This is a genomic window from Nocardia salmonicida (assembly GCF_036142455.1).
Lineage (GTDB): Bacteria > Actinomycetota > Actinomycetes > Mycobacteriales > Mycobacteriaceae > Nocardia > Nocardia salmonicida.
Genome location: NZ_CP108014.1, coordinates 569,241 through 592,937 on the forward strand (window position 1 = coordinate 569,241; position 23,697 = coordinate 592,937).

Here is a 23,697-nt window from a genome sequence, read left to right on the forward strand (position 1 = left end):
TCAGCCTGCCTGCTCGATCGCGCTGCGGATGTCGCGCCGCTGCAGCTTTCCGATCGGGTTGCGGGGCAGCTCGTCGACCGTGACGATCCGCTCCGGCAACTTGAACGAGGCCACCTCCTTCGCGCGCAGGAAGTTCACCAGGTCCTCGAGTGCGACCCCGTCTCCGGTGGCGGGAACGACGACCGCACAGCACTTCTCGCCGAGAACGTCGTCGTGGTAGCCGACGATCGCCACGTCGGCGACCGCGGGATGGTCGATCAGGATTCCTTCGATCTCGGCCGGAGCGATGTTCATTCCGCCTCGGATGATGATCTCCTTGCTGCGGTCGACGAACCTGAGGTACTCGCCGTTGTCCCCGCACAGCTCGAAGATGTCTCCGCTGCAGAGGTATCCGTCGTCGTCGAACGGGCTCGACGCCGCTGTTCCCTCGAGATAGCCGGCGAAGATCGTCGGTCCCTTCAGGCGCAGTTCGCCGCGCCCGCCGACGGCGGTGACCTGCCTGCCGGTCGCCAGATCCACCAGGCGCACCGAGGTGCGCTCGGCCACGGTGGTGACCCAGGACCTGTCCGGCGCACCGTAGTTCGGCAGGTACTCGGCGCGGATCATCGGGTCCGGTGTGTCCGACGGTGCGCCGAGCAGGCACACGCCTTCGTTCGAGCCGAAGAAATTGAGCACCTCGACGCCCAGCGAGTACTGCCAGTCGCGCACCACGCCGGGGGGCAGCGGAGCGCCGCCCGACCCCACCCGGCGCAGCGCGGACAGGTCGTGCGCGGCCCGCAGGTCTTCTCGTTGCAGCAGCATGGTGAGGATCGCGGGCGGCATGCTCGTGTGGGTGACGCGATAGCGCTGGAGCTGATCGAGATACACGGCCATGTCCAGCGGGTGGTGCAGCACCAGGTGGCCACCGCCGAGCAGCCACGGCAGCAGCGATGTCGCGAACCCGGCCATGTTGACCACCGGGAACGGGTTGAGCATGACCGACGCCTCGTCGGTCTCCAGACCGTCCTGCACCGCCTGCCCGACCGCGATCCAGTCCCCGTGGCAGCGGGGCACGCCCTTGGGCGCGGCCTCGGTACCGCTGGTCCAGCAGATGGTGATGCAGTCGTTCACCGAGCGGGGCAGCGCGGTGTAGGCGCGACGCACGGCATCGACCGATTCGCCGGTGGCGGGGGCCGCGTCCAGCGGCAAGCCGCCGTTCGACGCCGGTGGGCCGAAGGTGAACACCGAACGCAGCGAGGGCAGTTCGCCGATCAGGCTGAGCGCTTCCTCGGACGGTGTTCGGTCACCGAGACTGTTGACGGTGACCACCGCGACGGCCGAGGCTGATTCGACGATCCGCGTGAGTTCGTGCCGTCGATACGAGGCGGGCATGGGGGCCGCGATCGCGCCGAGGCGCCACAGCGCGAAGTAGGTCGCGATCAGGGCGACGGAGTTGGGCATCAGCACCGCGACGACATCGCCGGGACCGACACCGGACTCGTGCAGCGTGGCGGCGAGGTCGTCGACGCGGGCGGCGAGTTCGCGCCAGGTCAGTGCCGTCGGCTCGATCCCGCACAGCGCGGGCAGGTTCGTCGGATCGGTCACCGCCGGGGCATCCCCGCGGCGACGGACCTGGTCGTCGAGGAGGTCCAGCACGGTCAGTGGCGACCACCACTGGTGTTCGAGGTAGTCCTGGACTCGGTGATCGGGATGGCACGGGCGTAAGCGGTTGGCGGCGTTGCCGTCCGAGTTGGCGTGCATGGCGTCCTTCGGTGCGAGAGGTTCGGGGTGGAGGGTCAACGGAGTCGGCGCACGACGACGGCGGCACCGAGCCCGAGCGCTGCCGGGATGGTCACGAGGGCGTACTCGCCGTCGATGCGGGCGAGCTGGTCCAGGGCGTTGACGAGCAGTGCGCCACCGCCCGCGCCCAGTGGGTGGCCGGTGGCGAGCGATCCGCCGAGCGGGTTCACCGCGGTCGGATCGAGCCCCAGTTCCCGGGTCATCACCAGGACGGACGCGGCGAAGGATTCGTTCGCCTCGATCACGTCGAGTTGGTCCGCGGTGATTCCCGCCTTCTCGAGTGCACGCCGCGCGGCGGCGACCGGTGCCGTCAGCAGCGGCGAGCGCACGGCGACCTGGGCTACGCCCACCACTTCGCCGATCGGCTCCCGGCCGATTCGGTCGCGCGCGGCGGCGGACCCGAAGACCGCCATCGCCGCACCGTCGGCCATCTGCGGAGCGGTGGCTGCGGTGTGCAGCCCGCCCTCCGGCCGACCGACGGCGGGCAGCCGCATCGCCACCCTGCTCCACGACGGATCCTCCCCGAAGAGGGGAGCGAGTTCGCCGAGGGATTCGAGGCTGACCTGCGGTCGGGGTCCCTCGTCCGACTCGAGGATCGTGGTGCCGCCCGAGCGGACCGCAATCACCGACTCCGACAGCGGGGCCGCGACGGCACGCTGGTGCGAGGTCACCGCGTAGGCGTCGAGATCGGTTCGGGTCAAACCGTATTGGGCCGCGAGGAGATCAGCGGAGACCCCGATGGTCACGTAGCCGGTGCGATCGCCGAGCTCCTCGTCGCCGACGAAGGCAGGCCGGTCGGACAGCATCGGTACCCGCGACATCGATTCGACGCCACCGGCGAGGACGACATCGGCGATGCCGGAAGCCACCTTGGCCGCGGCGGACTCGATCGCCTCCAGCCCGGAGCAGCACAGTCGCGAGACCACCCCGGCGCCGACCTGGTCCGGCCAGCCCGCCCAGAGCAGCCCGGCGCGGGCGACGTTGCCGCCCTGTTCTCCGACGGCCGTGCTGGTGCCGACGATGACATCGTCGACCGTGTCGGCGGGGAGTCCGCGTTCCTGCAGGGCGGTCAGCAACTGGGCGAGGAGTTCGTGGGCGGGGACATCGGCGAACGTGCCGCCCTGACGCCGGACCCGGGCCTTCGGCGTGCGGACCGCGTCGTAGATGTAGACCCCGGAAGTGAACTGGGACATGGTCATTCCCCCTCGACCTGGCGGCGATCCTGGACGATGCGGAATCGCCCGGCGATGAAGGACTCGTCGGTGAGGGTCGCGTTGCCCGCCGGGTTGAGGCCGGTGACGTGGTAGTCGCTGTAGGCGGCCGCGAACTGCATGGGCATCGAGGACACCAGATTCGCCGACAGGGAGGCCCCGGCATCGGCGTACGCGTCGGCCACCTCGTCGATGACGGCGTCGTCGGTGCAGTAGAGGTAGGAGCTGATCGCGCCGTGGCTGCGGACGCTCGCGGTCGCGTGCGCCACCGCCGACGCGGTGTCGGCACAGTCGACCAGGAACGCGACCGGACCGAACTGCTCGCCCTCGGGAAGCGTCTCGCCCCGACGGGGGTCGACCCGGATGACCAGCGGCGTCACCGCCCGGGCCTGGGGGTAGTCGGGATGCGCGTACGGCACCGGCTTGCGGAGCAGGGTTCCATTCGCCTCGGCCGCGTCGGCGAGCGCGGTGATCGAGTGCAGCGTCGCGTCGGACTGGAGCGCGCCGCAGACCGCACCGGCGCGGCGAGGTGCACCGGCCAGGTCGTCGATCGCCGACAGGAGCGCGGCGATGACGTCGTCCCGGGCGATCACGCCGTCGTCGGTGCGCACGCCCGCGTCCGGGATGTAGAAGTTCTGCGGCGTGGTGCACATCTGGCCGCTGAAGAGCGAGAGACCGCCGGCGAGCGTGCGCATGGCCGCCGACAGGTCGGCAACGGAATCGAGGACGACGGTGTTGACGCCCGCGGTCTCGGTGAACACCAGGGCGTTCGGGACGTTGCGTTCCAGCCACGATCCGAACGTGGGACTGCCGGTGAAGTCGACGATCCGCACTTCGGGACTGGTAGCCAGCTGCCCGGCGACGGGGGCGTCGGCGGTGTCGACGACCAGCTGAACGGCGTCGGCGGGCAACTGCGCCTCGACCAGCACCTCGCGCAGCACGCTCACCGCGAGCGCGGTCGCCAGGACCGAGCGGGGGTGCGGCTTGACCAGCACCGGATTGCCCGTCGCGAGGTTGGCCAGAATCGCCGGATAGGCGTTCCAGGCGGGGAACGAGGCGCAGGCGACGACGAGTGCGGTGCCGAGCGGGCGGACCCGGAAACGCTTGCGCAGGGTCACCTCCGACTTGCCGAATCGCTGCTGCCAGGTCACCTGTCCGGGCACCCGGGTCATGGCCGACCAGGCCGTCGCCACGGCTTCCAGGCCGCGGTCGAGGGCGTTGGTCCCGCTTCCGCTGCACGCCATGGCCAGGCTCTGCCCGGTGGTGTGCGCGGTGACCGCCGCGAACTCCTGGCCACGCTGGTGGATCCGGTGCAGCGCCTCCAGGCACACGCCGACCCGGCGTTCGACGCCGGCGTCGCGCAGGGCGGTGGCGGCGGCCGCCGCGCCCACGAGCGCCTCGTCCACCGACGGCGCGCTGTAGCTGACATTGAGCGACTTCCCGGTGTACGGGGAGACCTCGTCGGCGGTGATCACCGAGCGGGTGGGCGACGACAGCGACAGGGTGGCGCCGTCGTAGGCGCCGAGTAGGGCGTCGGCTCGCGCGGCGTCGGGCGGGGCGATGGGCGCGTACCCGGTCCACGCGGTGCGGGTGCGGTTGGCCTCTGCCGCTGCCTGCAGCAGTTCGAGGTGGGAATCGAAGAACATGGGCGCTCGTTCCTGTGTCAACAGTTGTGCCGAGATCAGTCAGTCATCGGAGGACGGGGCGTGTGTCCGCTCACTCGGAATAACTACTGTTATTGAAGTGAACCAGGACACAGCGTGAATTGTCAACGGCCGACGAGGTCGAACCGCTCGAAGGGGGGAGGGTTTGTCGGCTAGCGCGGGAGCTGAGCGCCGAACGGGAAGGGCTCGAAGTGCACGGAGGTGCGATCCAGCCGGGCGTCGCATCCGCGGCAGCGCAGCGCGGGGAGCAGCCAGGAACCACATTCGGGGTGGCGGAGTCTCGGACCGAGCGGGAGCGCGTCGGGATGTGCGATCTGCGTCCACGAGATCAGGAAGGCGAAGATCGGGAACAGTCCACGGCCGCGTGGGGTCAGCACGTATTCGCGCCCGCCACCGCCGTCGCTGCGGGTGAGTATCTGCACCTCGGACAGCCGTCCCAGCCGCTCGGTGAGGGTCGTCGGCGAGATGCTCAGGATCGACTGGAACTCGCCGAAGCGGCGCACCCCCGACAGCGCCAAGCCCGTGACCATGGCGCTCCAGCGATCGCCGATCGCCTCCATGACCTCGGTGAACTGCAGGTCGGCCCGGCTCACCGACGGGGCATTGCGGGTCGACCGCCGTCGCCCGCTGTGTGCGACGAGGACCAGCGAATCGCGGTCCAGTTCCAGCCGCGCGTCCCGGGCGCCGACGGTGCCGTCGCAGTGCGCGCAGGCCATCGCCGGTGGTCCCCGATGGCCGCAATCGATGTGCACCAGCTCGGGTTGCAGCAGCCCTTCCGGGGACCATTCGCGCTGCCACGCCCACACGCTGGCCAGGATCTCCCAGGTCGCCAGCCCGAGTTCGGTGAGCATGTAGTCGTGACGGTCGCCGCCGTCGGTCTGCGGCCTTCGCTCCATCAGGCCGGCCTCGACCAGCGCGTTCAGTCGCGCCGTCAGCATGGCGGGCGGAGCGCCGGTGCGGTCGATCCACTGGCTGAAGCGGCGCACGTGATCGACGAAGGCCTCGCGCAGGATGGCAAGGGTCAGCCGGTCGCCGAGCAGGTCGATCGTCTGGGCGACCGGGCTCGGAGGTGCGGCGGTACCGGATTCGGTCACCTCACCCACCTCTCCGTAGTACCTGCGACGATCGCATTCCGGCGCTCGCTTCTTCAGGCCTCCAACACAATAGCGATGCCCTGTCCCACACCGATGCAGGCCGCCGCGACCCCGATGCCGCCGCCGAGCCTGCGGAGATGACGCAGGCAATCGACCAGCATCCGCGCCGCCGATGCGCCGAGCGGATGACCCAGGGCGATGGCGCCGCCGAACGGGTTGATCCGATCGATCGGGATGCCGGGAAGTTCACGCAGGCACGACAGCACCATCGCGGCGAACGCCTCGTTGAGCTCGAGTACTCGAACATCGGCGAGCTCGAGACCCGCGCGGTCCAGCGCTTTCGAGATGGCGGCCACCGGCGCCAGCGCGAACCTGTCGGGCTCGGCGCCGACGACCGCAGAGGCCAGCACCCGGCCGAGTGGTTCGACACCGAGTTCGTCGGCGACGGCTCCGGTGCCCACCAGGGCAGCGACCGCTCCGTCGCTGATCGGAGACGAATTCCCGGCGGTGACGCTGCCACCGCTGGAGAAGGCCGGGCGTAGGGCAGCCAGGGTCGCCGCGTCGGGCTCGCGGATCGATTCGTCGCGGTCGAGGTTCGGGTGTGGCACGACGAAGCCGTCGTGGACGCGGTCCGTCCATGCCCGCCCAGCCAGCTCATGGGACCGCAGCGCCCATGCGTCCTGCTCTGCGCGGCCGACGCCCAGTTCCTCGGCCACCAACTCCGCTGACCTGCCGAGCGTCTCGACCCAGGCCGTCGGGAAACGGGGGTTCGGCATGCGCCACCCGACGGTGGTGGAGATCAGTTCCATCGATCGCGGAAACGCGGTGTCCATCGGCGGGAGCACGTACGGTGCGCGGCTCATGCTCTCCGAACCGCCCGCGATCGCGACCTCGGCGTCACCGACCGCGACCCGTCTGACCGCGGACAACACCGCTTCGGCGCCGGATCCGCACAGCCGGTTGACCGACACGCCCGGAATCGTGTGCGGGAGTCCAGCGAGCAGCACAGCCATCCGGGCCACGTTGCGGTTGTCCTCGCCCGCGCCGTTGGCATTTCCCCAGACGACGTCATCGATGCGGCTCGGATCGAGAGTGGGATGCCTGCGGACCAGGTCGGCGATCGGCAGCGCGGCCAAATCGTCGGCGCGGATGTGGGCGAGCGCGCCGCGGACTGCGCCGAACGGCGTGCGGACCGCATCGATCACCCACGGCGCGCGTCGGTCGGCGGGGGAAAGGCGTCGGGTCATGGGTCTCCTCTGGTGTTCGGTCGGTTGCGTGGCCCTTGCGGAAACGCGCCCGCCGTTGTCTACTTCAATAACTGTAGCGAATGAAAGGGATCTCATGTCCATAGCCGACGTGGTTCGTCTCGCGGCCGATCGGTACGGGCCCACGATCGCGATCGAGGACAGCCGCGACACTCGAACGTTCACCGAACTGTCCGACCGGGTACACGCCATGGCCGGGGGCCTGCTGGGCCTGGGTCTCGCGGCGGGAAGCCGGGTCGTGGTTCTGCTCGGTAACTGCACCGCGGCGGTCGAGGTCGATCTCGCGCTGGCGATCGGCGGTTTCGTCCGGGTCTCGCTCAATCCGCGCGTGGGCCCGGTGGACTGGGAACGCGTCGCCGCGGACTGCGTGCCGGACGCGTTGATCGTCGACCCCCGGATCGACGGCGCGGCCGAGTTCGCCGCCCGGGCGACCACATCGACCGTGATCACCGTCGGCGCGACGTCGTCGACCGGTCCGTCGCTCGACGAGTTGGCGGCCGGTGCCGTGGGCCACGCCGCGATGCCCACGCCGGCGCCGGATTCGCTGTGCGCGCTGCACTATTCGTCCGGGACGACCGGAGTACCGAAGGGCGCCCAGCGGACCCACGCGAACCGGCTGGCTTCACTGGGCGCGATGCGCGACCGGGTGCTCGCAGGCACCCTCGACGGCGCCGAGCCCGCGGTGTTCCTGCACGCAGGCCCTGTCATCCACACCAGCGGGCTGTTCGTGCTGCCTTTCCTCGAGGCCGGCGGGCGTCAGGTGCTGCTCGACCACATCAACCCGGCGGGCCTGATCGACGCCGTCGCCACCCACGCCGCGACCCACACCGCGCTGGTACCCACGGTCATCGCCCGGCTGCTGGACTTCGACGACGACCGGCTGTCGGCGCTGCACCGCCTGCGCATGCTCGCGTACGCGGGCGCCCCGATGCCGGTCGAGCACATCCGGCAGGCGTATCGCCGCATCACGTCGAATCTCGTCCAGTACTACGGAATGGTCGAGGCGATCCCGCCCCTGACCGTGCTGACCGCGGCGGACCACCGCCGTGGCGTGCTCGGGAACGCCGATCTGCTCGGTTCGGTGGGGCGCGCCTGCCCGGCGGCGGCCATCGCGTTCCACGCGCTCGGCGGCACCGTCCCCGACGGGGAGATCGGCGAGCTCGTCGTCGCGGGTCCCGCCGTCAGCCCCGGCTATCACAATGCGGGCACGCGCACGGATCTCGGCAAGAGCCACGTCGACGGACGCCTGTACTCGGGCGACCTCGGCTACCGGGACCCCGACGGCTACATCCACCTGACCGGCCGCAGCAAGGACATGATCATCACCGGCGGGTACAACGTCTATCCCCGCGAGGTGGAGGAGGCGATCTCCGCGATCCCCGGGGTCGACGATGTCGTCGTCGTCGGACTGCCGGACGAGGTGTGGGGGCAACGCATCGTCGCCGCGTACACCTCGGCCGACACGACTGTCGAGGACAGCGTCGTGCTGGCCCAGAGCCGCACGCGACTGCCCGACTACAAACGCCCCAAGTCCGCCCACCGCGTCGACCGTCTCCCGTTGACCGCGCTGGGAAAGGTCGATCGGGCGGCGGCCGCCGAACTGCTCGACGCCCTCGTCCGAGCCGCATCGTGAACGCACACAAGCACTTACACCGACACCCGACAGAGGAAACACCATGACCGACTCGTTCCTGTCCACCCTGCGCCTGCCCGTCGTCGCGGCACCGATGTTCCTGGTGTCCGGCCCGGAGCTCGTCACCGCCGCCTGCACCGCAGGCATCGTCGGTTCTTTCCCGACGCAGAATTGCCGCACCGCGACCGACCTCGACACCTGGATGGGATCGATCACCGATCAGCTCCGCGCGGCGGAGGCCACCGGGCGCCAGGTCGCGCCGTGGGCGGCGAACGTGATCACCCACAGCAGCAATGCCCGCCTCGGGGACGACCTGCGCCTCATCGCCGAATATCAGCCGCAGATCGTCATCACCGCCCTCGGGTCCCCGAAACCCGTGATGGACATCGTCAAGGGATACGGCGGCACGGTGATCGCCGACGTGGTGAACCTGCGCCTGGCGCGCAAGGCCGCCGCCGCGGGCGTGGACGGCATGGCCTGCGTGTCGGCGGGCGCGGGCGGGCACACCGGCCACCTGTCGCCCTTCGCGTTCACCTCCGCCGTGCGTGAGTTCTTCGACGGAATGATCATCATCGGGGGCGGCATCAGTGACGGGCACGGTGTCGCGGGGGCGATCACGGCGGGCGCCGACCTGGTCTACATGGGTACCCGGTTCCTGGCGGCCGAGGAGAGCATGGCCGTGGACGGGTACAAGCAGATGGTCGTCGACCACGGACCCGACGACCTCGTGATCAGCTCCGCGATCACCGGCACCCCCGCCTCCTGGCTCGCGCCCAGCCTCGTCGCTTGCGGCCTCGACCCCGACAACCTGACACCGCCGACCGGGGAGAAGAACTACACCGCCGGTGCAGAATCGATGAAGCGATGGAAGGACGTGTGGGCGGCCGGCCAGGGGCTCCAGCCCATCCGCGCGATCGAACCGGTGAGCACGATCGTCGAGCGGATCGAGGAGCAGTACGTCGCGGCGCTGCACCGGACGAACCAGCGGATCGTGACCACCTCGCTCACGTGTGCGGCGCACGCGGAGCCGGTGCGATCCAGGTGGTGAGGTAGGAGCGCGGGGCGGCGCGGGCTTGTCTGGAACCCACCGGGCGACCTGTGCTCGCGGCGCTGCTCCGATGGCTGTGTCTCGGTCGGCGCCCGTGCTGCCGATTCCTTGCGGTAGTCCGCGTCACCGCCGCCGGAGCCAGCTTCGCCGAATAGCGGCCGTGCCTCGACGAAGGTGCTCGCACGCTGAGCGGCGATCACCGGACAAGTGATATCGGGGGAGTGGAGACGGGCGGCGGGAACAGTGCCTGCTGTTTCGTAGGTGGGCGCAGAGGGGATCGAACCCCCGACCGCTGGTGTGTAAAACCAGTGCTCTACCGCTGAGCTATACGCCCTGGCACCGCCGGGGAGTACCGGCGGTGTCGGGTTATGAATCTAGCGCGGCGAGGGCTTTCTCCCAAGCCGCCTGGTCACGGGCTTGTCCGGGGCCGTTCATCTCCGCGAAAGTGATGTAGCCGGACTTGTCGACAACGAAGGTTCCGCGGTTGGGGTAGCCGGATTTCTCGTTGAAGACGTCGTAGGACTGGGTGACGGCGCCGTGCGGCCAGAAGTCCGACAGCAGGGGGAACAGGTAGCCCTGTTCCGCGGCCCAGATCTTGTGGGTGGGTGGAGGGCCGACGGAGATCGCGATGATCTCGGCGTCGTCGTTCTGGAACTTGGGCAGCTCGTCCCGGACCTTGCACAGCTCGCCCTGGCAGATGCCGGTGAAAGCGAGTGGATAGAACACCAGCAGCACGTTCTTCTTGCCGCGATAGTCCGACAGGGTGACGGGCTGGTTGTTCTGGTCCTTGAGCGTGAAATCCGGCGCGAGAGTGCCAACCTCTAGCGGCATACTACGAATCCTCCGTCGTGTCGGGTCCCAGCCGGGCTCGCGAGCCCAACTGAGACCCTAGCGAACGGCGGATTCAGCGCTGTTTGGATGGTGCCTTCGGCTGAACGAGCCGTGAGGCCGTCCAACTGCCGAGGCTGATGGTCGATGTCTGGGTCAGGCCGGCCGTGGGTGCGGCTTCGGCGATCTCGCTCGGATCGACATGGCCTTGTTGACCGGTTTTGGGGGTGAGGACCCAGATGAAGCCTTCATCTGCCAGCGGGCTGATGGCATCCATCAGCTCGTCGGCCAGATCGCCGTCACCTTCTCGCCACCACAGCAGGACGGCGTCGACGACCTCATCGGAGTCTTCGTCGACCATTTCGCCGCCGCTGACCTCCTCGATCTCGGCGCGCAATGCGTCGTCGGTGTCCTCGTCCCAGCCCAATTCCTGAACAACCAAGCCGTGAGAAATGCCAAGCTTCTGAGCGTAGTTCTGCGCGTCCGCCGCGGCGACCACGGTGGTGTCCTCCCTAAACTTCCGACAGTAAGATAGGTGCAAGCGAACATGGTTATCGGCCGCAGCGCAAGCTGATCGGATGAATTGGGACCGTATGCCGCGTGTCGGGAGGGCAAAATCGGCCGTCTCAGCAGGCGTCGTGGACTGAGGTTCGTGCCTGGTTGATGGCGCGACTGGCCTCGTTGAGCTTGCCGACAGGTGAGTTGTAGGTCATCTTTCTGGTCTGCACGGCCAGCTCGCGCGCGGCGACGACGTAGGCGGTGAACTTGTCGGCCAATTCGGTCGGCAACGCGCCCGCCGCGGTGACGATGCCCGACTCGACCTTGGTCGCCGCGTTGTCGAGGGTGGTAGCCGCGGACTCGCGCTTGGCGGCGTAGTCGGGGGCGTTGGTGTCGTGCGCGGAGACGAAGTCGTTGTAGGCGGTGACGCCGGCGCCGGTGGTGGTGGCGAACTGCCCGCAGTTGTCGGTGATCGCGCGCTCTCGCGCCGCCGCGGCGCGCGAGGACGCGGCTGCCGAGGAAGACGCGGCGGCCGCGGTTTTGTAGGCGGCAACTTCGGCCGCGTCGGTCGTCGGTGTGCCGGGGATCTGTTCGGCGCAACCGGCTATCACCGACCCCGCGGTCACGGCGACAAAGGCGCAGATCAGCCCCAGCCGACGCGCGTGCAGCACCCTCATCGTTCGGCGTTCCCTCTCACTCACCTGCGCGACTCGTCTTCCCCACAGAACCTACCTAATGGTATTCCCGCTCAGGTGATGACCTGGGCAGCCGTTTCGGTAAGGATGGGGGTGCACCCGAACCTTTCGTAACGGGTGGTCCGCACACCAAGCGGGCAGGCCCGGGGATAGCGACGCCGACCAAGCAGTTCAGCCCCCATCACGAGGAGCAGATTTGACCGACCTGATCCACTCTGCAGCTTCCAACGATCCAGTAGCGACCTCCGCCGCGGGCGGTGAATCCACCACCAAACCCACCGGTGAACGGGTACGGGTCATCCGCGAAGGAGTGGCGTCGTATCTACCGGATATCGATCCCGAGGAGACCAGCGAATGGCTGGAATCCTTCGATGACATGCTCGACCGCGAAGGCCCCGGCCGCGCCCGGTACCTGATGTTGCGCTTGCTCGAGCGCGCCGGCGAACGCCGTGTCTCGATTCCGGCGCTCACCTCCACCGATTACGTCAATACGATTCCCACCGAGAACGAGCCGTGGTTCCCCGGTGACGAGGAAGTCGAGCGCCGCTTCCGTGCCTGGATCCGGTGGAACGCCGCGATCATGGTCCATCGCGCGCAGCGCCCCGGAATCGGTGTCGGCGGTCATATTTCGACCTACGCGTCCTCGGCGGCGCTCTACGAGGTGGGTTTCAACCACTTCTTCCGCGGCAAGGATCACCCCGGCGGCGGCGACCACGTCTACATCCAGGGCCACGCCTCGCCCGGCATCTACGCGCGCGGTTTCCTCGAGGGCCGCCTCAGCACGGACCGGCTCGACGGATTCCGTCAGGAATACAGCCACGGCGGCCTGGGCAAGGGCCTGCCGTCCTACCCGCACCCGCGGCTGATGCCGGACTTCTGGGAATTCCCGACGGTGTCGATGGGCCTCGGCCCGATGAACGCGATCTACCAGGCCAGGTTCAACCACTACCTCACCGATCGCGGTATCAAGGACACCTCCGACCAGCACGTCTGGGCCTTCCTCGGCGACGGCGAGATGGACGAGCCCGAGTCGCGCGGCCTGATCCAGGTGGCCGCCAACGAGGCGCTCGACAACCTCACCTTCGTGATCAACTGCAACCTGCAGCGGCTCGACGGCCCGGTGCGCGGCAACGGCAAGATCATCCAGGAACTTGAGTCGTTCTTCCGTGGCGCGGGCTGGAACGTGATCAAGGTGGTCTGGGGCCGCGAGTGGGACGCGCTGCTCGGCGCCGACCGCGACGGCGCGCTGGTGAACCTGATGAACTCCACCCCCGACGGTGATTACCAGACCTACAAGGCCAACGACGGCGCATACGTGCGCGACCACTTCTTCGGCCGCGACCCGCGCACGAAGGCGCTGGTGCAGAACATGTCCGACAGCGAGATCTGGAATCTCAAGCGCGGCGGCCACGACTACCGCAAGGTCTACGCGGCGTACTCGGCGGCGATGGCGCACAAGGGCCAGCCGACGGTGATCCTGGCCAAGACGATCAAGGGCTACACCCTCGGCAAGCACTTCGAGGGCCGCAACGCCACCCATCAGATGAAGAAGCTGGCGCTGCAGGACCTCAAGGACTTCCGCGATCTGCAGCGCATCCCGATCAGCGATGCCGAGCTGGAGAAGGACCCGTACCTGCCGCCGTATTACCACCCCGGCATGAACGATCCGGCCATCGAGTACATGCTGGCCCGGCGCAAGTCGCTCGGCGGTTTCGTGCCGGAACGACGCTCGGCCGCCGTGCCGCTGAAGCTACCGGGCGACGAGGCCTACCGCTCGGTCCGCAAGGGTTCGGGCAAGCAGAAGGTCGCCACCACCATGGCCTTGGTGCGCCTGGTCAAGGAGCTGTTGCGCGACAAGGAGATCGGCAAGCGCATCGTGCCGATCATCCCCGACGAGGCCCGCACCTTCGGCATGGACTCGTGGTTCCCGACGCTGAAGATCTACAACCGCAACGGCCAGCTCTACACCTCGGTCGACGCGGAACTGATGCTCGCCTACAAGGAGAGCGCGGTCGGCCAGATCCTGCACGAGGGCATCAACGAAGCCGGTTCCACCGCCTCGTTCACCGCGGTCGCCACCTCCTACGCCACCCACGGCGAGCCGATGATCCCGCTCTACATCTTCTATTCGATGTTCGGGTTCCAGCGCACCGGCGACAGCTTCTGGGCCGCGGCCGACCAGCTCGCGCGCGGATTCGTCCTCGGCGCCACCGCGGGCCGCACCACCCTCACCGGTGAGGGTCTGCAGCACAACGACGGGCAGTCGCTGCTGCTGGCCTCGTCGAATCCCGCTGTGGTGACCTATGACCCGGCGTTCTCGTTCGAGATCGCGCACATCGTGCGCGACGGTCTGCGCCGGATGTACGGCGGCGGCGAGGCCCCGGCCAGTCAGCTGCCCGGTACCGAGGTGTCCGCGGTCGGCACGTTCGGCGGGGAGAACATCTTCTACTACATCACCCTGTACAACGAGCCCTACCAGCAGCCGGCCGAGCCCGATGATCTCGACGTGGCGGGTCTGCTCAAGGGTCTGTACCTGTACCAGGACGGTGGTGAGGGCGAGGTTCGTGCCCAGATCCTGGTCTCCGGCGTGACCGTGCCCGACGGGTTGCGCGCACAGGAGATCCTGGCGCAGGAGTGGGGTGTGGCCGCGGATGTGTGGTCGGTGACCTCGTTCGGCGAGCTTCGCCGGGAGGCGCTCGACAAGGAGATCGCGGCGCTCAAGCACCCCGACGCGGATTCGGGCTCGCCGTATGTCACCCAGGCGCTCTCGGCAGCGCGGGGACCGGTGGTCGCCGCGACGGACTGGATGCGCGCGGTGGCCGATCAGATCCGGCAGTGGGTGCCCGGCGACTACATCACCCTCGGCACCGACGGGTTCGGCTTCTCCGACACCCGCACGGCCGCGCGCCGGGTGTTCAACGTCGACGCGCAGTCGATCGTGGTCGCGGTGCTGGAAGGTCTGGTCAAGGACGGCACGTTCGACAAGGCCAAGGCGGTGGAAGCGGCCGCGAAATACGGCATCGACAGCGTGTCCGCCGCGCCGAAGCCGAGTGCGGACGCGGCAGAGGAACTCGCGTAGCGGACTATTGGACTGTGGAGCGCAAACCGCCGCGGCCCCGTCGGATCACCGAGGGCACCAGCGAACACGAGGTCTATCTGCCGACGGGGGCTCTGTCCCCGAACCGGCAGACCCGTGATCCGCTGCCCGACACGCTGCTCAAGCGGGTCAAGCAGTTCTCGGGCCGGCTGTCCACCGAGGCGGTGGGGTCGATGCAGGATCGGCTGCCGTTCTTCGCCGATCTGGACGCCGCGCAGCGAGCGGGCGTGCAGATGCTGGTGCAGACGGCGGTCGTGAACTTCCTGGAGTGGTTGCAGGATCCCGATTCCGATATCCGCTTCAGCCTGGACGCGTTCCAGGTGATTCCGCAGGATCTGGCGCGGCGGCTCACGCTGCGCCAGACCGTGGACATGGTGCGGGTGGCCATGGACTTCTTCGAACAGTGGCTGCCCGCGTTGGCGCGCAACGATCGTCAGCTGGTGGCGCTCACCGAGGCGGTGCTGCGATACGGGCGTGAGCTCGGCTTCGCGGCCGCCTCGGTGTACGCCAGCGCCGCCGAGTCGCGTGGCGCCTGGGATACCCGCCTGGAGGCCCTGGTAGTCGACGCGGTGGTCCGGGGCGACACGGGTCCGGACATGCTTTCGCGGGCCGCCACGTTGAACTGGGACGCCACCGCGCCCGCCACGGTGCTGGTCGGCACACCGCCGCTGGACCAGGGCGTGTCGACGGTCGGCGCCGTGCACACCATCGCGACCAAACACGGCAGGGCCGCGCTGGCGGTGGTGCAGGGCGCGCGCCTGGTGATGGTGGTCAGCGGGCACCTGGGGGAGTCGGGCATCGGCTCGCCGTTCCTCACCGATCTGCTGGCCGAGGTGTTCTCCGACGGTCCGGTGGTGATCGGCCCCACGATGCGCACCCTCGGCGCCGCGCACGCGTCGGCGATCGAGGCATTGGCGGGAATGGAGGCCGTTGTCGGCTGGCGCGGGGCGCCAAGGCCCGTTCACGCCACGGAGTTGTTGCCCGAACGCGCGTTGCTGGGCGATAGAGCTGCGATAGAGGCGTTGAACGAGTATCTTGTGCTCCCGTTGGCCGCTGCCGGATCTTCGTTATCCGACACACTCGACGCGTACCTGGATTGTGGCGGAGCAGTAGAAACTTGCGCTCGGCAGCTGTACGTCCATCCAAATACCGTCCGGTACCGACTCAAGCGAATCGGCGAAGTCACCGGCCGTGATCCGATGAATCCCCGGGACGCGTATGTGCTCCGAATTGCAGCAACAGTGGGCCGTTTGACACGAACGCATAACGAATCGTCACCCCCAGTCACAGAAACCCCACCCATCCCAATGGCCAAGGACCCCCTGTAACGGGATCGGGGAAACGGTCGATCCCGACACCCCACCTCGGATTTTGTGGGACCCCTACAAAAGCGATCCGAAACCTTCATTCGCGCCGACATCTCATGCGGTGGGGGTCACAGTGTTGTCTTAGGGGGTGATCGCGTTGCTTACCCCTGGACAGGGGTCCCAGACACCCGGCATGCTCACGCCGTGGCTCGCACTTCCCGGTGCGACTGATCGCCTCGAGCTCTGGTCGAAGGCCGCAGGCCTCGACCTGGTCCGTCTCGGCACCACCGCGACGGCCGAGGAGATCGTCGACACCGCGGTGACGCAGCCGCTCGTGGTCGCCGCCGCACTGCTCGCGTTCGCCGAAATCGCCCCCGGGTCGATTCCGGCGGATACAGTCGTCGCCGGACACTCCGTCGGTGAATTCGCCGCAGCCGCTGTCGCCGGTGTCATCACCGCCGACGAGGCAGTCGCCCTCGCCGCCATCCGCGGCCGGGAGATGGCCAAGGCCTGTGCGCTGGAGCCGACCGGTATGTCCGCGGTGCTCGGTGGTGACGAAGCCACCGTGCTCGCACGGCTCGCCGAACTCGATCTCGTCCCGGCCAACCGCAACGCGGTAGGCCAGATCGTGGCAGCGGGCCGCCTGGAAGCTCTGGCGGAGCTCGCCGCGAACCCGCCGGAGAAGGCACGGGTCCGCGCGTTGCCCGTCGCCGGTGCGTTCCACACCGTCTTCATGGCTCCGGCACAGGAAGCTGTCGCCGATGCCATCGCCCAGATCTCGCCTAGCGACCCGATCCGGACGCTGCTGTCGAACTTCGACGGACAACCGGTCACCTCGGGCGCCGACGCGATCGAAAAGCTCGCCGCTCAGGTCACTCGCCCCGTGCGCTGGGACCTGTGCAACGAGACCATCCGCGCCGCGGCCGTCTCGGCCGTGGTCGAGTTGCCGCCCGCGGGCACGCTGGTCGGCATCGCCAAACGGGAACTGAAGGGCACGCCCAATCTGGCCCTCAAGACCCCGGAAGACCTCCCCGCGTTGGTCGAACTGACCACCTCGGGCTAGCTTTCCCCCCGGCGGTCGTGCACAGCGAAGTGCAGGCCGTTCACGAACCCTACAAATAGCAACAAGAAGGGAGCCACCAAAGTGGCCGCTCTGACCCAGGAACAGATCGTCGAAGAACTCGGCAAGATCATCGAAGAGGTTACGGGTATCGAACCCTCCGAGGTGACCCTCGAGAAGTCCTTCGTCGACGACCTGGACATCGACTCGCTGTCCATGGTCGAGATCGCTGTGCAGATGGAAGACAAGTACGGCGTCAAGATCCCCGACGAGGATCTGGCCAGCCTGAAGACCGTCGGCGACTCCGTCGCTTACGTCCAGAAGCTCGAGGCCGAGAACGCCGACGTCGCCGCCGAGCTCAAGGCCAAGTTCGACAGCGCCGGCGAGTAGGGCCGAACTTTGACCACTCCTGCTCCCAGTACTTTGAACGGGAACTTCCCCAACGTCGTCGTCACGTCGATGGCGGCGACCACGTCGATCGCAGGTGATGTCGATGCGACGTGGAAGGGACTCCTCAACGGTGAGAGCGGAATCGACGTTCTCGAGGATTCCTTCATCGAGGAATACGACCTGCCGGTGCGAATCGGCGGTCACCTGAAGGTCAGCCCCGACACCCTGTTGAGCCGGGTCGAGATCCGCCGCATGGCGTATGTCGAGCGCCTGGCGACCGTCCTCGGTCGTGAGGTGTGGAAGAACGCGGGCAGCCCTGAGGTCGACAACGACCGTCTCGGCGTCGCGATCGGTACCGGACTCGGCGGCGGCGACGCCCTGATCGACTCGGTCGACAAGCTGAAGAACGGTGGCTATCGCAAGATCTCGCCGCTGGCTGTTCAGATGGTCATGCCGAACGGTCCGTCGGCGGTCGTCGGTCTCGAGCTGAAGGCCAGGGCGGGAGTGGTCACTCCGGTCTCGGCGTGCTCGTCGGGTTCGGAGGCCATCGCCAACGCGTGGCGGATGATCGTGATGGGTGACGCCGACATCGTCGTCACCGGTGGCGTCGAGGGCTTCATCGACTCGGTGCCGATCGCGGCGTTCTCCATGATGCGCGCGATGAGTACCCGCAACGACGATCCCAAGGGTGCTTCGCGTCCCTTCGACAAGGATCGCGACGGTTTCGTCTTCGGTGAGGCCGGCGCGCTCATGGTCATCGAGACCGAGGAGCACGCCAAGGCTCGCGGTGCCACCATCCACGCTCGTCTGCTGGGTGCCGGTATCACGTCCGACGGTTTCCACCTGGTCGCTCCCGATCCCGAGGGCACCGGTGCGGCCAGGGCGATGACGCGTGCGATGCAGACCGCTGGTCTGACCAAGAGCGACATCACCCACATCAACGCCCACGCCACCGCGACGCCCATCGGCGACTCCGCCGAAGCGAACGCGATCTACAAGGCGATCGGCAAGCACGCTTCGGTGTACGCGCCGAAGTCGGCACTCGGTCACTCGATCGGCGCCGTCGGTGCCCTCGAGTCGATCCTCACTGTGCTCGCTATCCGGGACGGCATCGTTCCGCCGACACTGAACCTGGACAACCAGGATCCGGAGATCGATCTCGATGTGGTGCACGGGGAAGCCCGTCGCCAGGAAATCGAGTACGCGATCAACAATTCCTTCGGTTTCGGTGGGCACAACGTCGCGCTCGCCTTCGGTCGGGCATAAGCCGCCGACTGCATTCCGATCCCCGGTGGGGGTCGTGCCAACTGAATGGTTCGACCCCCACCGGCGGTTCGCCACAGCAGCCGCCGCAGCGGCAATCTCTTTCGAAGGAGTGAGCGCGATGACCATCATTGCTCCCGCGTTTCAAGACACCACCACCGATCCGCGCGACCCACTGGGTCGGCTCCAACGTTTCTTCGACCCCGGCACCGTCCTGCCGCTGCATCCGCGCGACCGCTCCGGCGTGCTCGCCGCAATCGGCGAGGTCGACGGGGTCCGCACCGTGGCCTACTGCTCCGACGCGACCGTCATGGGCGGCGCGATGGGTGTGGAGGGCTGCAAGCACATCGTCGACGCGATCGACACCGCGATCGAATCCGGCATTCCCGTCGTCGGGCTGTGGCACTCCGGTGGCGCGCGCCTGGCCGAGGGTGTCGAGGCGCTGCACGCGGTAGGCCTGGTCTTCGAGGCCATGGTTCGCGCGTCCGGTCTCGTGCCCCAGATCTCGGTGGTGCTCGGCTTCGCCGCTGGTGGCGCCGCCTACGGTCCCGCGCTGACCGACGTGGTCATCATGGCGCCCGAGGGCCGTGTGTTCGTCACCGGACCCGACGTGGTGCGCTCGGTGACCGGCGAGAACGTCGACATGGAGACCCTCGGTGGTCCCACCACACACTTCAAGAAGTCCGGCGTCTGCCACATCGCCGCCGATGACGAGGCCGATGCCATGCACCGCGCGCGTCGGCTGGTGTCGATGTTCGCCGAGCAGGGTGACTTCGACCTGGTCGCGGCCGAGCACGGCGACGTCGACCTCAAGGCGATGCTGCCGGAGTCGGCCAAGCGCGCCTACGACGTGAAGCCGATCGTGCACGAGCTGCTCGACAACGTCGACGGCGAATCCTCCTTCGAGGAACTACAGGGTGGTTACGCCCGCAGCATGGTCACCGGCCTCGGCCGGCTCGGCGGTCGCACCGTCGGCGTCCTCGCCAACAACCCGCTGCGCCTCGGCGGCTGCCTCAACTCCGAAAGTGCCGAGAAGGCTTCACGTTTCGTGCGCCTGTGCGATGCCTTCGGTATCCCGCTGGTCGTGGTCACCGACGTCCCCGGCTATCTGCCCGGCGTCGGTCAGGAACTCGAAGGCGTGGTCCGCCGCGGCGCGAAGCTGTTGCACGCCTTCGCCGAAGCCCGCGTCCCCCGCGTCACCCTGGTGACCCGCAAGATCTACGGCGGCGCCTACATCGCCATGAACGCCCGTTCCCTCGGCGCCACCGCCGTCTACGCCTGGCCCGGCTCCGAAGTGGCCGTCATGGGCGCCAAGGCCGCCGTCGGCATCCTCCACAAGAAGGCACTGGCCGCCGCCCCCGAGTCCGAGCGCGAAGCCCTCCACGAGCGCCTCACCGCCGAACACGAGCAGCTCGCAGGCGGCGTCGAACGCGCCGTAGCCATCGGCGTAGTCGACGAGGTCATCGACCCCGCCAAGACCCGCAGCATCATCGCCGCGGCCCTCGCGTCGGCACCGGCACGCAAGAGCCACCACAAGAACATTCCACTGTGATCTGACCCGTTCTCCGGTAACCCCCGTCGCTGGTTCGAACCAGCGACGGGGGTTACCGCGCATAATGGCAGGGTGCGCTATGAAGAACTCGCAGATGTCCCGTGCTCGATCACGCGGCCGCTGGTGATCTTCGGTGATCGCTGGACCTTACTGATTCTGAAGTACAGCTTCGCCGGAGTGCGCCGGTTCAATGCGTTCCAGAGCGCGCTCGGCATCTCACGCAGCCGATTGCACGATCGCCTCGAGCGCCTGATCGAGCATGAGATCCTGGTGAAACGCCCGGCTGAGGACGGTGCCTACGAGGAGTACCGCCTCACCGAGAAAGGCCACGCCATCTATCCGATCCTGATGGCGATCCGCGACTGGGGCGACACCTACATGGCACCGGACGGGCCGCCGGTGGAATACCGGCATCGCGGCTGCACGGGTGAAGCGCACGCGCATCTGACATGCGACAAGTGCGACTTGGAGGTCACTGCTCGAGATATCGAGCTGGAAGCCGGTCCCGGAATGACCTCGGCCGCACGTCCCGCCTGACTCAGGACGTATGCCAGGTGATCTGGTCTTCCAGAGGCGCGCGGGCGGTGCGGAAGGTGTTGACGGGGTGGTCACGGTCGGGGTGGCCGAAGGAGATGCCGAACACGACCTTGCGGGTGTCGGGGATGGCGAAGTACTCGCGGATGAAGGGGGCGTAGGAGGCCAGGGCCGCCTGGGGGGCGGCACCGAGGCCGAGGGCCTGGGCGCCGAGGAGGAAGTTCTCGAGCCAGAGGCCGCAGTCGATGGCGCCGTAGATGCCGAGGTCGGCTTCGGAGGTGACGATGGCGACGTGCGGGGCGTCGAAGAACTCGAAGTTGCGCACCATCTGGCGCATGGTCTTCTCGTGGTCGCCCTTGACGATGCCGACGCTGTCGTAGAGCTGGAAACCGCAGGTGCGGCGACGGTCGCGGTAGATGCCCTCGTAGGCGGCGGGAAATTCGAAATCGGGTGCGGTGCCGACGGTTTGGATGTGGTCGAGGAGTTCCTTGCGGAACCGGTCGGTGCCCTCGCCCGTGGTGACCACGACCTGCCACGGTTGGGTGTTGCACCACGAAGGGGTGCGCTGCGCGAGGGTCAGGAGCTGTTCGATCGTCGCGCGGTCGACCTGTTCGGGGGCGAACTGGCGGCAGGTCCAGCGTTCGTCGGCCAACCGCCGCAGGGTGGCGAAATCGCTGTCGTGGTCGGTCTGCGCCATCGCGCGGCTCCCTTGGCTACGGAGAACTAGTCTCATTTTGAGACTAACTTAGCAGGTGGGTCACCGCCGCGGAACCCGCCGACACCGCGAATTCGGGTGTCGGCGGAGCCGGAATCAGTCGCGTCGACGGGCGACGACCAAGATCGCGACACCGATGCCGACGACCAGCGCCACTCCCGCCCCGATCAGGACATACATGGCCCACGGCCGGGCGACTGTGGCCGGACTGCTCACGGCGACAGGCTGGTCTTGCGCCGCCTGCGCGCTGACGCCGAGGTAGGTCGGCCCGGGTTCGGCCGTGCCCGACACGGTGACGTCGAGCTGCACCGGAGTCGGCGGCATCGCGTCCGCGCCCATGGGGATGCCGAGTTTGACGGCGATGTAGTGCCAACCGGCCACCGCCTCCCGCTGGACCTGCGCGTCGGACTCTTCCCGATTGGCGTATCGCACCGGCACCGAAGCCAGCGTGAGTTCGGCGCTCGACCTGCCGGTGTACGCGGCGGTGTCGGAGTCGATTTCGCGACCGAGCGGCGAATACAGGGTGGTTTCCACATTCGACGCGGCGGTACTGTTCGCGCCGCCGGTCTCGGCGAACCGCACGCGGTAGGCCAATCCCTGTCCCCAGTCGAGTCGCACGCGATAGAAGACGTACTCACCCGACTGCAGGGTGTCGGTGAAGTTGCCGCTGCCGGGCAAGGTGGCGGCGGCCGTGAAGGAGCCCGCACCGCTCACCGGTTGCGCGGGCCCGGCCGGGTCGGTGAAGGTGACCGGGGTACTCACCGCGGCCGGTCCGGGATCGGTGACCCCGGGTTCGACGCCGACGAGTACTTCCAAGGGCAGGCGCGCGGGCGAGCCCTTGGCCACCAGATCCCAGTTCAGCTCGAAGTAGTAGCGACCCGCACCCTTGCACTTCGCCGAATCAGCGCTGGTGGGTTCCTCGGTCGCTCCCTCGAAAGCTGTTGCGACGGTGAGCGCCACACCGTCGCTGGCTCTGGTCTCGAGTTCACGCTCGCGGATATGGCAGTCCACTCCGTCGCGGCCGTAGACCCGCAGTTCCAGCGCGTTCATGTCCTCGGTCGTGGACACGCCCTTCGCCCGGGGGAACGAGACGATCCCGGTGAAGTAGGCGGTGGCGCCCGCGGGCACGTCGACCGCGTAGAACCGCTTCTGCTGCTGGCCGATGGTGTCGAGGTACTGGCCGGGCTTCGCGACCGGGGCGGTCCGGTATTCGTCGGTGCCGGTGATGGGCGTGCCGGAGGCCTGGTAATTGCGCAGAGCGGCCGAACTGACCCGCGGCAGAATGCGTTCCAGCGCCGCGCCGTCGGCGGCATCGCTGTAGGTGCCGCCGGTGGCCTGCGCCATGCAGGTGAGCTGGGCACGTGCCTTGTCGTCGACGGCGAACCCGATCGAGTGCACGATCAGGTCGAGGCCCTGCTGCTTCAACTCCCTGGCGACCTCGCACGGGTCCGGCGGTGAACAGGTGTCGTCACCGTCGGAGACGAGCACGATCGAACGCGGCCCGGAATCGGGGAGCGCGTCGGCGGCCTGGCGCAGCGCGACGCCCATCGGAGTCCAGCCACGCGCCTGGATACCGTCGACAGCGGCGGTGAGGGCGGGCTTGTCGATGGTGTTCGGCTGCTGCAGCACCTGCACGTCGCGGCAGCCCGCCGCCTTGTCCGCCTCGGAATTGCTGGTGCCGGTGCCGTAAGTGGTGAGACCGACCGAGGATTCGGCAGGCGCCGAGGCGACGAAGCTACGGACCGCCCGCTTGGCGGAATCCATCATGGTGCCGCCCTGATCGGGGCGCTCCATCGAGCCGGAGGCGTCGAGGATCAACATGGTCGGCGCGTAGTGTCCGGGGTCGGCGTGCGCGAGGACCGGGAGTGACGCGGGCAGCGCGGTGAGGGCTACGGCGGTGAGTGCGGCGGTCAGCGTGCTGAGTCTCGACATCGTCCTCGGCTTCGGTGCAGCGGGGTGAAACCGGACAGACGTTACCTATCGACCACTTCTCGCTCTACCCCTGACGAAGTGGTGCAAACCACTGTTTGAAACACTCGATCGCATTTGCGCAGGTGAGACTGT

Annotated in this window: 19 protein-coding genes and 1 tRNA gene; 9 read left to right on the forward strand and 11 right to left on the reverse strand. The window is 68.1% G+C overall.

Annotated features, from left to right (window positions below):
- The 5 genes from OHS03_RS02910 to OHS03_RS02930 all read right to left on the reverse strand — a co-directional run bounded on the left by OHS03_RS02910 (nt 1) and on the right by OHS03_RS02930 (nt 6,995).
- On the reverse strand, nt 1–1,740 hold the full coding sequence (locus OHS03_RS02910; RefSeq protein ID WP_056821183.1) for a class I adenylate-forming enzyme family protein: 1,740 nt from the start codon (nt 1,738–1,740) through the stop codon (nt 1–3).
- A gap of 35 nt (nt 1,741–1,775) precedes the next feature.
- On the reverse strand, nt 1,776–2,972 hold the full coding sequence (locus tag OHS03_RS02915; protein WP_328660575.1) for a thiolase family protein: 1,197 nt from the start codon (nt 2,970–2,972) through the stop codon (nt 1,776–1,778).
- Nucleotides 2,973–2,974: 2 nt separating this feature from the next.
- Complete coding sequence (locus tag OHS03_RS02920; protein ID WP_328660577.1) at nt 2,975–4,636, reverse strand: aldehyde dehydrogenase family protein; 1,662 nt, start codon at nt 4,634–4,636, stop codon at nt 2,975–2,977.
- A 170-nt stretch (nt 4,637–4,806) separates the two neighbouring features.
- On the reverse strand, nt 4,807–5,748 hold the full coding sequence (locus tag OHS03_RS02925; RefSeq protein WP_056821793.1) for a winged helix-turn-helix transcriptional regulator: 942 nt from the start codon (nt 5,746–5,748) through the stop codon (nt 4,807–4,809).
- Nucleotides 5,749–5,801: 53 nt separating this feature from the next.
- Nucleotides 5,802–6,995 (reverse strand): thiolase family protein, encoded by a 1,194-nt coding sequence (locus OHS03_RS02930; protein ID WP_328660579.1) that lies wholly within the window; start codon nt 6,993–6,995, stop codon nt 5,802–5,804.
- A 94-nt stretch (nt 6,996–7,089) separates the two neighbouring features.
- Here OHS03_RS02930 and OHS03_RS02935 point away from each other — a divergent pair, with 94 nt between their 5' ends.
- Both OHS03_RS02935 and OHS03_RS02940 read left to right on the forward strand, forming a co-directional pair.
- Nucleotides 7,090–8,646: a class I adenylate-forming enzyme family protein gene (locus tag OHS03_RS02935; protein ID WP_328660581.1), complete on the forward strand. Its 1,557-nt coding sequence runs from the start codon at nt 7,090–7,092 to the stop codon at nt 8,644–8,646.
- Nucleotides 8,647–8,689: 43 nt separating this feature from the next.
- Nucleotides 8,690–9,694 (forward strand): NAD(P)H-dependent flavin oxidoreductase, encoded by a 1,005-nt coding sequence (locus tag OHS03_RS02940; RefSeq protein WP_056821173.1) that lies wholly within the window; start codon nt 8,690–8,692, stop codon nt 9,692–9,694.
- A 262-nt stretch (nt 9,695–9,956) separates the two neighbouring features.
- On the opposite strand, the gene OHS03_RS02945 is transcribed toward OHS03_RS02940, so the two are convergent.
- The 4 genes from OHS03_RS02945 to OHS03_RS02960 all read right to left on the reverse strand — a co-directional run bounded on the left by OHS03_RS02945 (nt 9,957) and on the right by OHS03_RS02960 (nt 11,697).
- Nucleotides 9,957–10,028 (reverse strand) — tRNA-Val (locus OHS03_RS02945).
- 32 nt (nt 10,029–10,060) lie between these two features.
- Nucleotides 10,061–10,525, reverse strand: a complete 465-nt coding sequence (locus tag OHS03_RS02950) for a peroxiredoxin (RefSeq protein ID WP_056821170.1) — start codon at nt 10,523–10,525, stop codon at nt 10,061–10,063.
- Nucleotides 10,526–10,598: 73 nt separating this feature from the next.
- The gene (locus OHS03_RS02955; RefSeq protein ID WP_056821168.1) at nt 10,599–11,021 is read right to left on the reverse strand and encodes a DUF3052 domain-containing protein; all 423 of its coding nucleotides are present in this window, start codon (nt 11,019–11,021) and stop codon (nt 10,599–10,601) included.
- A gap of 127 nt (nt 11,022–11,148) precedes the next feature.
- Nucleotides 11,149–11,697 carry an Rv2240c family protein gene (locus OHS03_RS02960; protein ID WP_328660584.1) on the reverse strand — a complete coding sequence of 183 codons (549 nt, stop codon included), beginning with the start codon at nt 11,695–11,697 and terminating at the stop codon, nt 11,149–11,151.
- A gap of 214 nt (nt 11,698–11,911) precedes the next feature.
- Here OHS03_RS02960 and aceE point away from each other — a divergent pair, with 214 nt between their 5' ends.
- From aceE to OHS03_RS02995, 7 genes are all read left to right on the forward strand, one after another.
- Nucleotides 11,912–14,794 (forward strand): pyruvate dehydrogenase (acetyl-transferring), homodimeric type, encoded by a 2,883-nt coding sequence (gene aceE / locus OHS03_RS02965; RefSeq protein ID WP_407942456.1) that lies wholly within the window; start codon nt 11,912–11,914, stop codon nt 14,792–14,794.
- 44 nt (nt 14,795–14,838) lie between these two features.
- Complete coding sequence (locus OHS03_RS02970) at nt 14,839–16,140, forward strand: PucR family transcriptional regulator (protein WP_174551937.1); 1,302 nt, start codon at nt 14,839–14,841, stop codon at nt 16,138–16,140.
- Nucleotides 16,141–16,267: 127 nt separating this feature from the next.
- A complete protein-coding gene (locus OHS03_RS02975; protein WP_194828530.1) occupies nt 16,268–17,182 on the forward strand; it encodes an ACP S-malonyltransferase in 915 nt (304 codons plus the stop codon).
- A gap of 81 nt (nt 17,183–17,263) precedes the next feature.
- Entirely contained in the window at nt 17,264–17,569 is a 306-nt protein-coding gene (gene acpM, locus OHS03_RS02980) for a meromycolate extension acyl carrier protein AcpM (protein ID WP_056821158.1), read from the forward strand.
- Nucleotides 17,570–17,578: 9 nt separating this feature from the next.
- On the forward strand, nt 17,579–18,835 hold the full coding sequence (locus tag OHS03_RS02985) for a KasA/KasB family beta-ketoacyl-ACP synthase (protein ID WP_056821156.1): 1,257 nt from the start codon (nt 17,579–17,581) through the stop codon (nt 18,833–18,835).
- A 118-nt stretch (nt 18,836–18,953) separates the two neighbouring features.
- Nucleotides 18,954–20,384: an acyl-CoA carboxylase subunit beta gene (locus OHS03_RS02990; protein ID WP_328660586.1), complete on the forward strand. Its 1,431-nt coding sequence runs from the start codon at nt 18,954–18,956 to the stop codon at nt 20,382–20,384.
- Between the two features lie 72 nt (nt 20,385–20,456).
- Nucleotides 20,457–20,921, forward strand: a complete 465-nt coding sequence (locus OHS03_RS02995; RefSeq protein ID WP_056821152.1) for a winged helix-turn-helix transcriptional regulator — start codon at nt 20,457–20,459, stop codon at nt 20,919–20,921.
- 1 nt (nt 20,922) lies between these two features.
- On the opposite strand, the gene OHS03_RS03000 is transcribed toward OHS03_RS02995, so the two are convergent.
- Both OHS03_RS03000 and OHS03_RS03005 read right to left on the reverse strand, forming a co-directional pair.
- A complete protein-coding gene (locus tag OHS03_RS03000) occupies nt 20,923–21,615 on the reverse strand; it encodes a nitroreductase (RefSeq protein ID WP_328660588.1) in 693 nt (230 codons plus the stop codon).
- 114 nt (nt 21,616–21,729) lie between these two features.
- The gene (locus OHS03_RS03005) at nt 21,730–23,565 is read right to left on the reverse strand and encodes a vWA domain-containing protein (protein WP_328660590.1); all 1,836 of its coding nucleotides are present in this window, start codon (nt 23,563–23,565) and stop codon (nt 21,730–21,732) included.
- Nucleotides 23,566–23,697: the final 132 nt, after the last annotated feature.

Bases quoted from the DNA above. Each gene is read 5' to 3' on its own strand.
- OHS03_RS02910 (WP_056821183.1), bottom strand. From the start codon at position 1,740: ATGCACGCCAACTCGGACGGCAACGCCGCCAACCGCTTACGCCCGTGC.
- OHS03_RS02915 (WP_328660575.1), bottom strand. From the start codon at position 2,972: ATGTCCCAGTTCACTTCCGGGGTCTACATCTACGACGCGGTCCGCACG.
- OHS03_RS02920 (WP_328660577.1), bottom strand. From the start codon at position 4,636: ATGTTCTTCGATTCCCACCTCGAACTGCTGCAGGCAGCGGCAGAGGCC.
- OHS03_RS02930 (WP_328660579.1), bottom strand. From the start codon at position 6,995: ATGACCCGACGCCTTTCCCCCGCCGACCGACGCGCGCCGTGGGTGATC.
- OHS03_RS02935 (WP_328660581.1), top strand. From the start codon at position 7,090: ATGTCCATAGCCGACGTGGTTCGTCTCGCGGCCGATCGGTACGGGCCC.
- OHS03_RS02940 (WP_056821173.1), top strand. From the start codon at position 8,690: ATGACCGACTCGTTCCTGTCCACCCTGCGCCTGCCCGTCGTCGCGGCA.
- OHS03_RS02950 (WP_056821170.1), bottom strand. From the start codon at position 10,525: ATGCCGCTAGAGGTTGGCACTCTCGCGCCGGATTTCACGCTCAAGGAC.
- OHS03_RS02960 (WP_328660584.1), bottom strand. From the start codon at position 11,697: ATGAGGGTGCTGCACGCGCGTCGGCTGGGGCTGATCTGCGCCTTTGTC.
- OHS03_RS02990 (WP_328660586.1), top strand. From the start codon at position 18,954: ATGACCATCATTGCTCCCGCGTTTCAAGACACCACCACCGATCCGCGC.
- OHS03_RS03000 (WP_328660588.1), bottom strand. From the start codon at position 21,615: ATGGCGCAGACCGACCACGACAGCGATTTCGCCACCCTGCGGCGGTTG.
- OHS03_RS03005 (WP_328660590.1), bottom strand. From the start codon at position 23,565: ATGTCGAGACTCAGCACGCTGACCGCCGCACTCACCGCCGTAGCCCTC.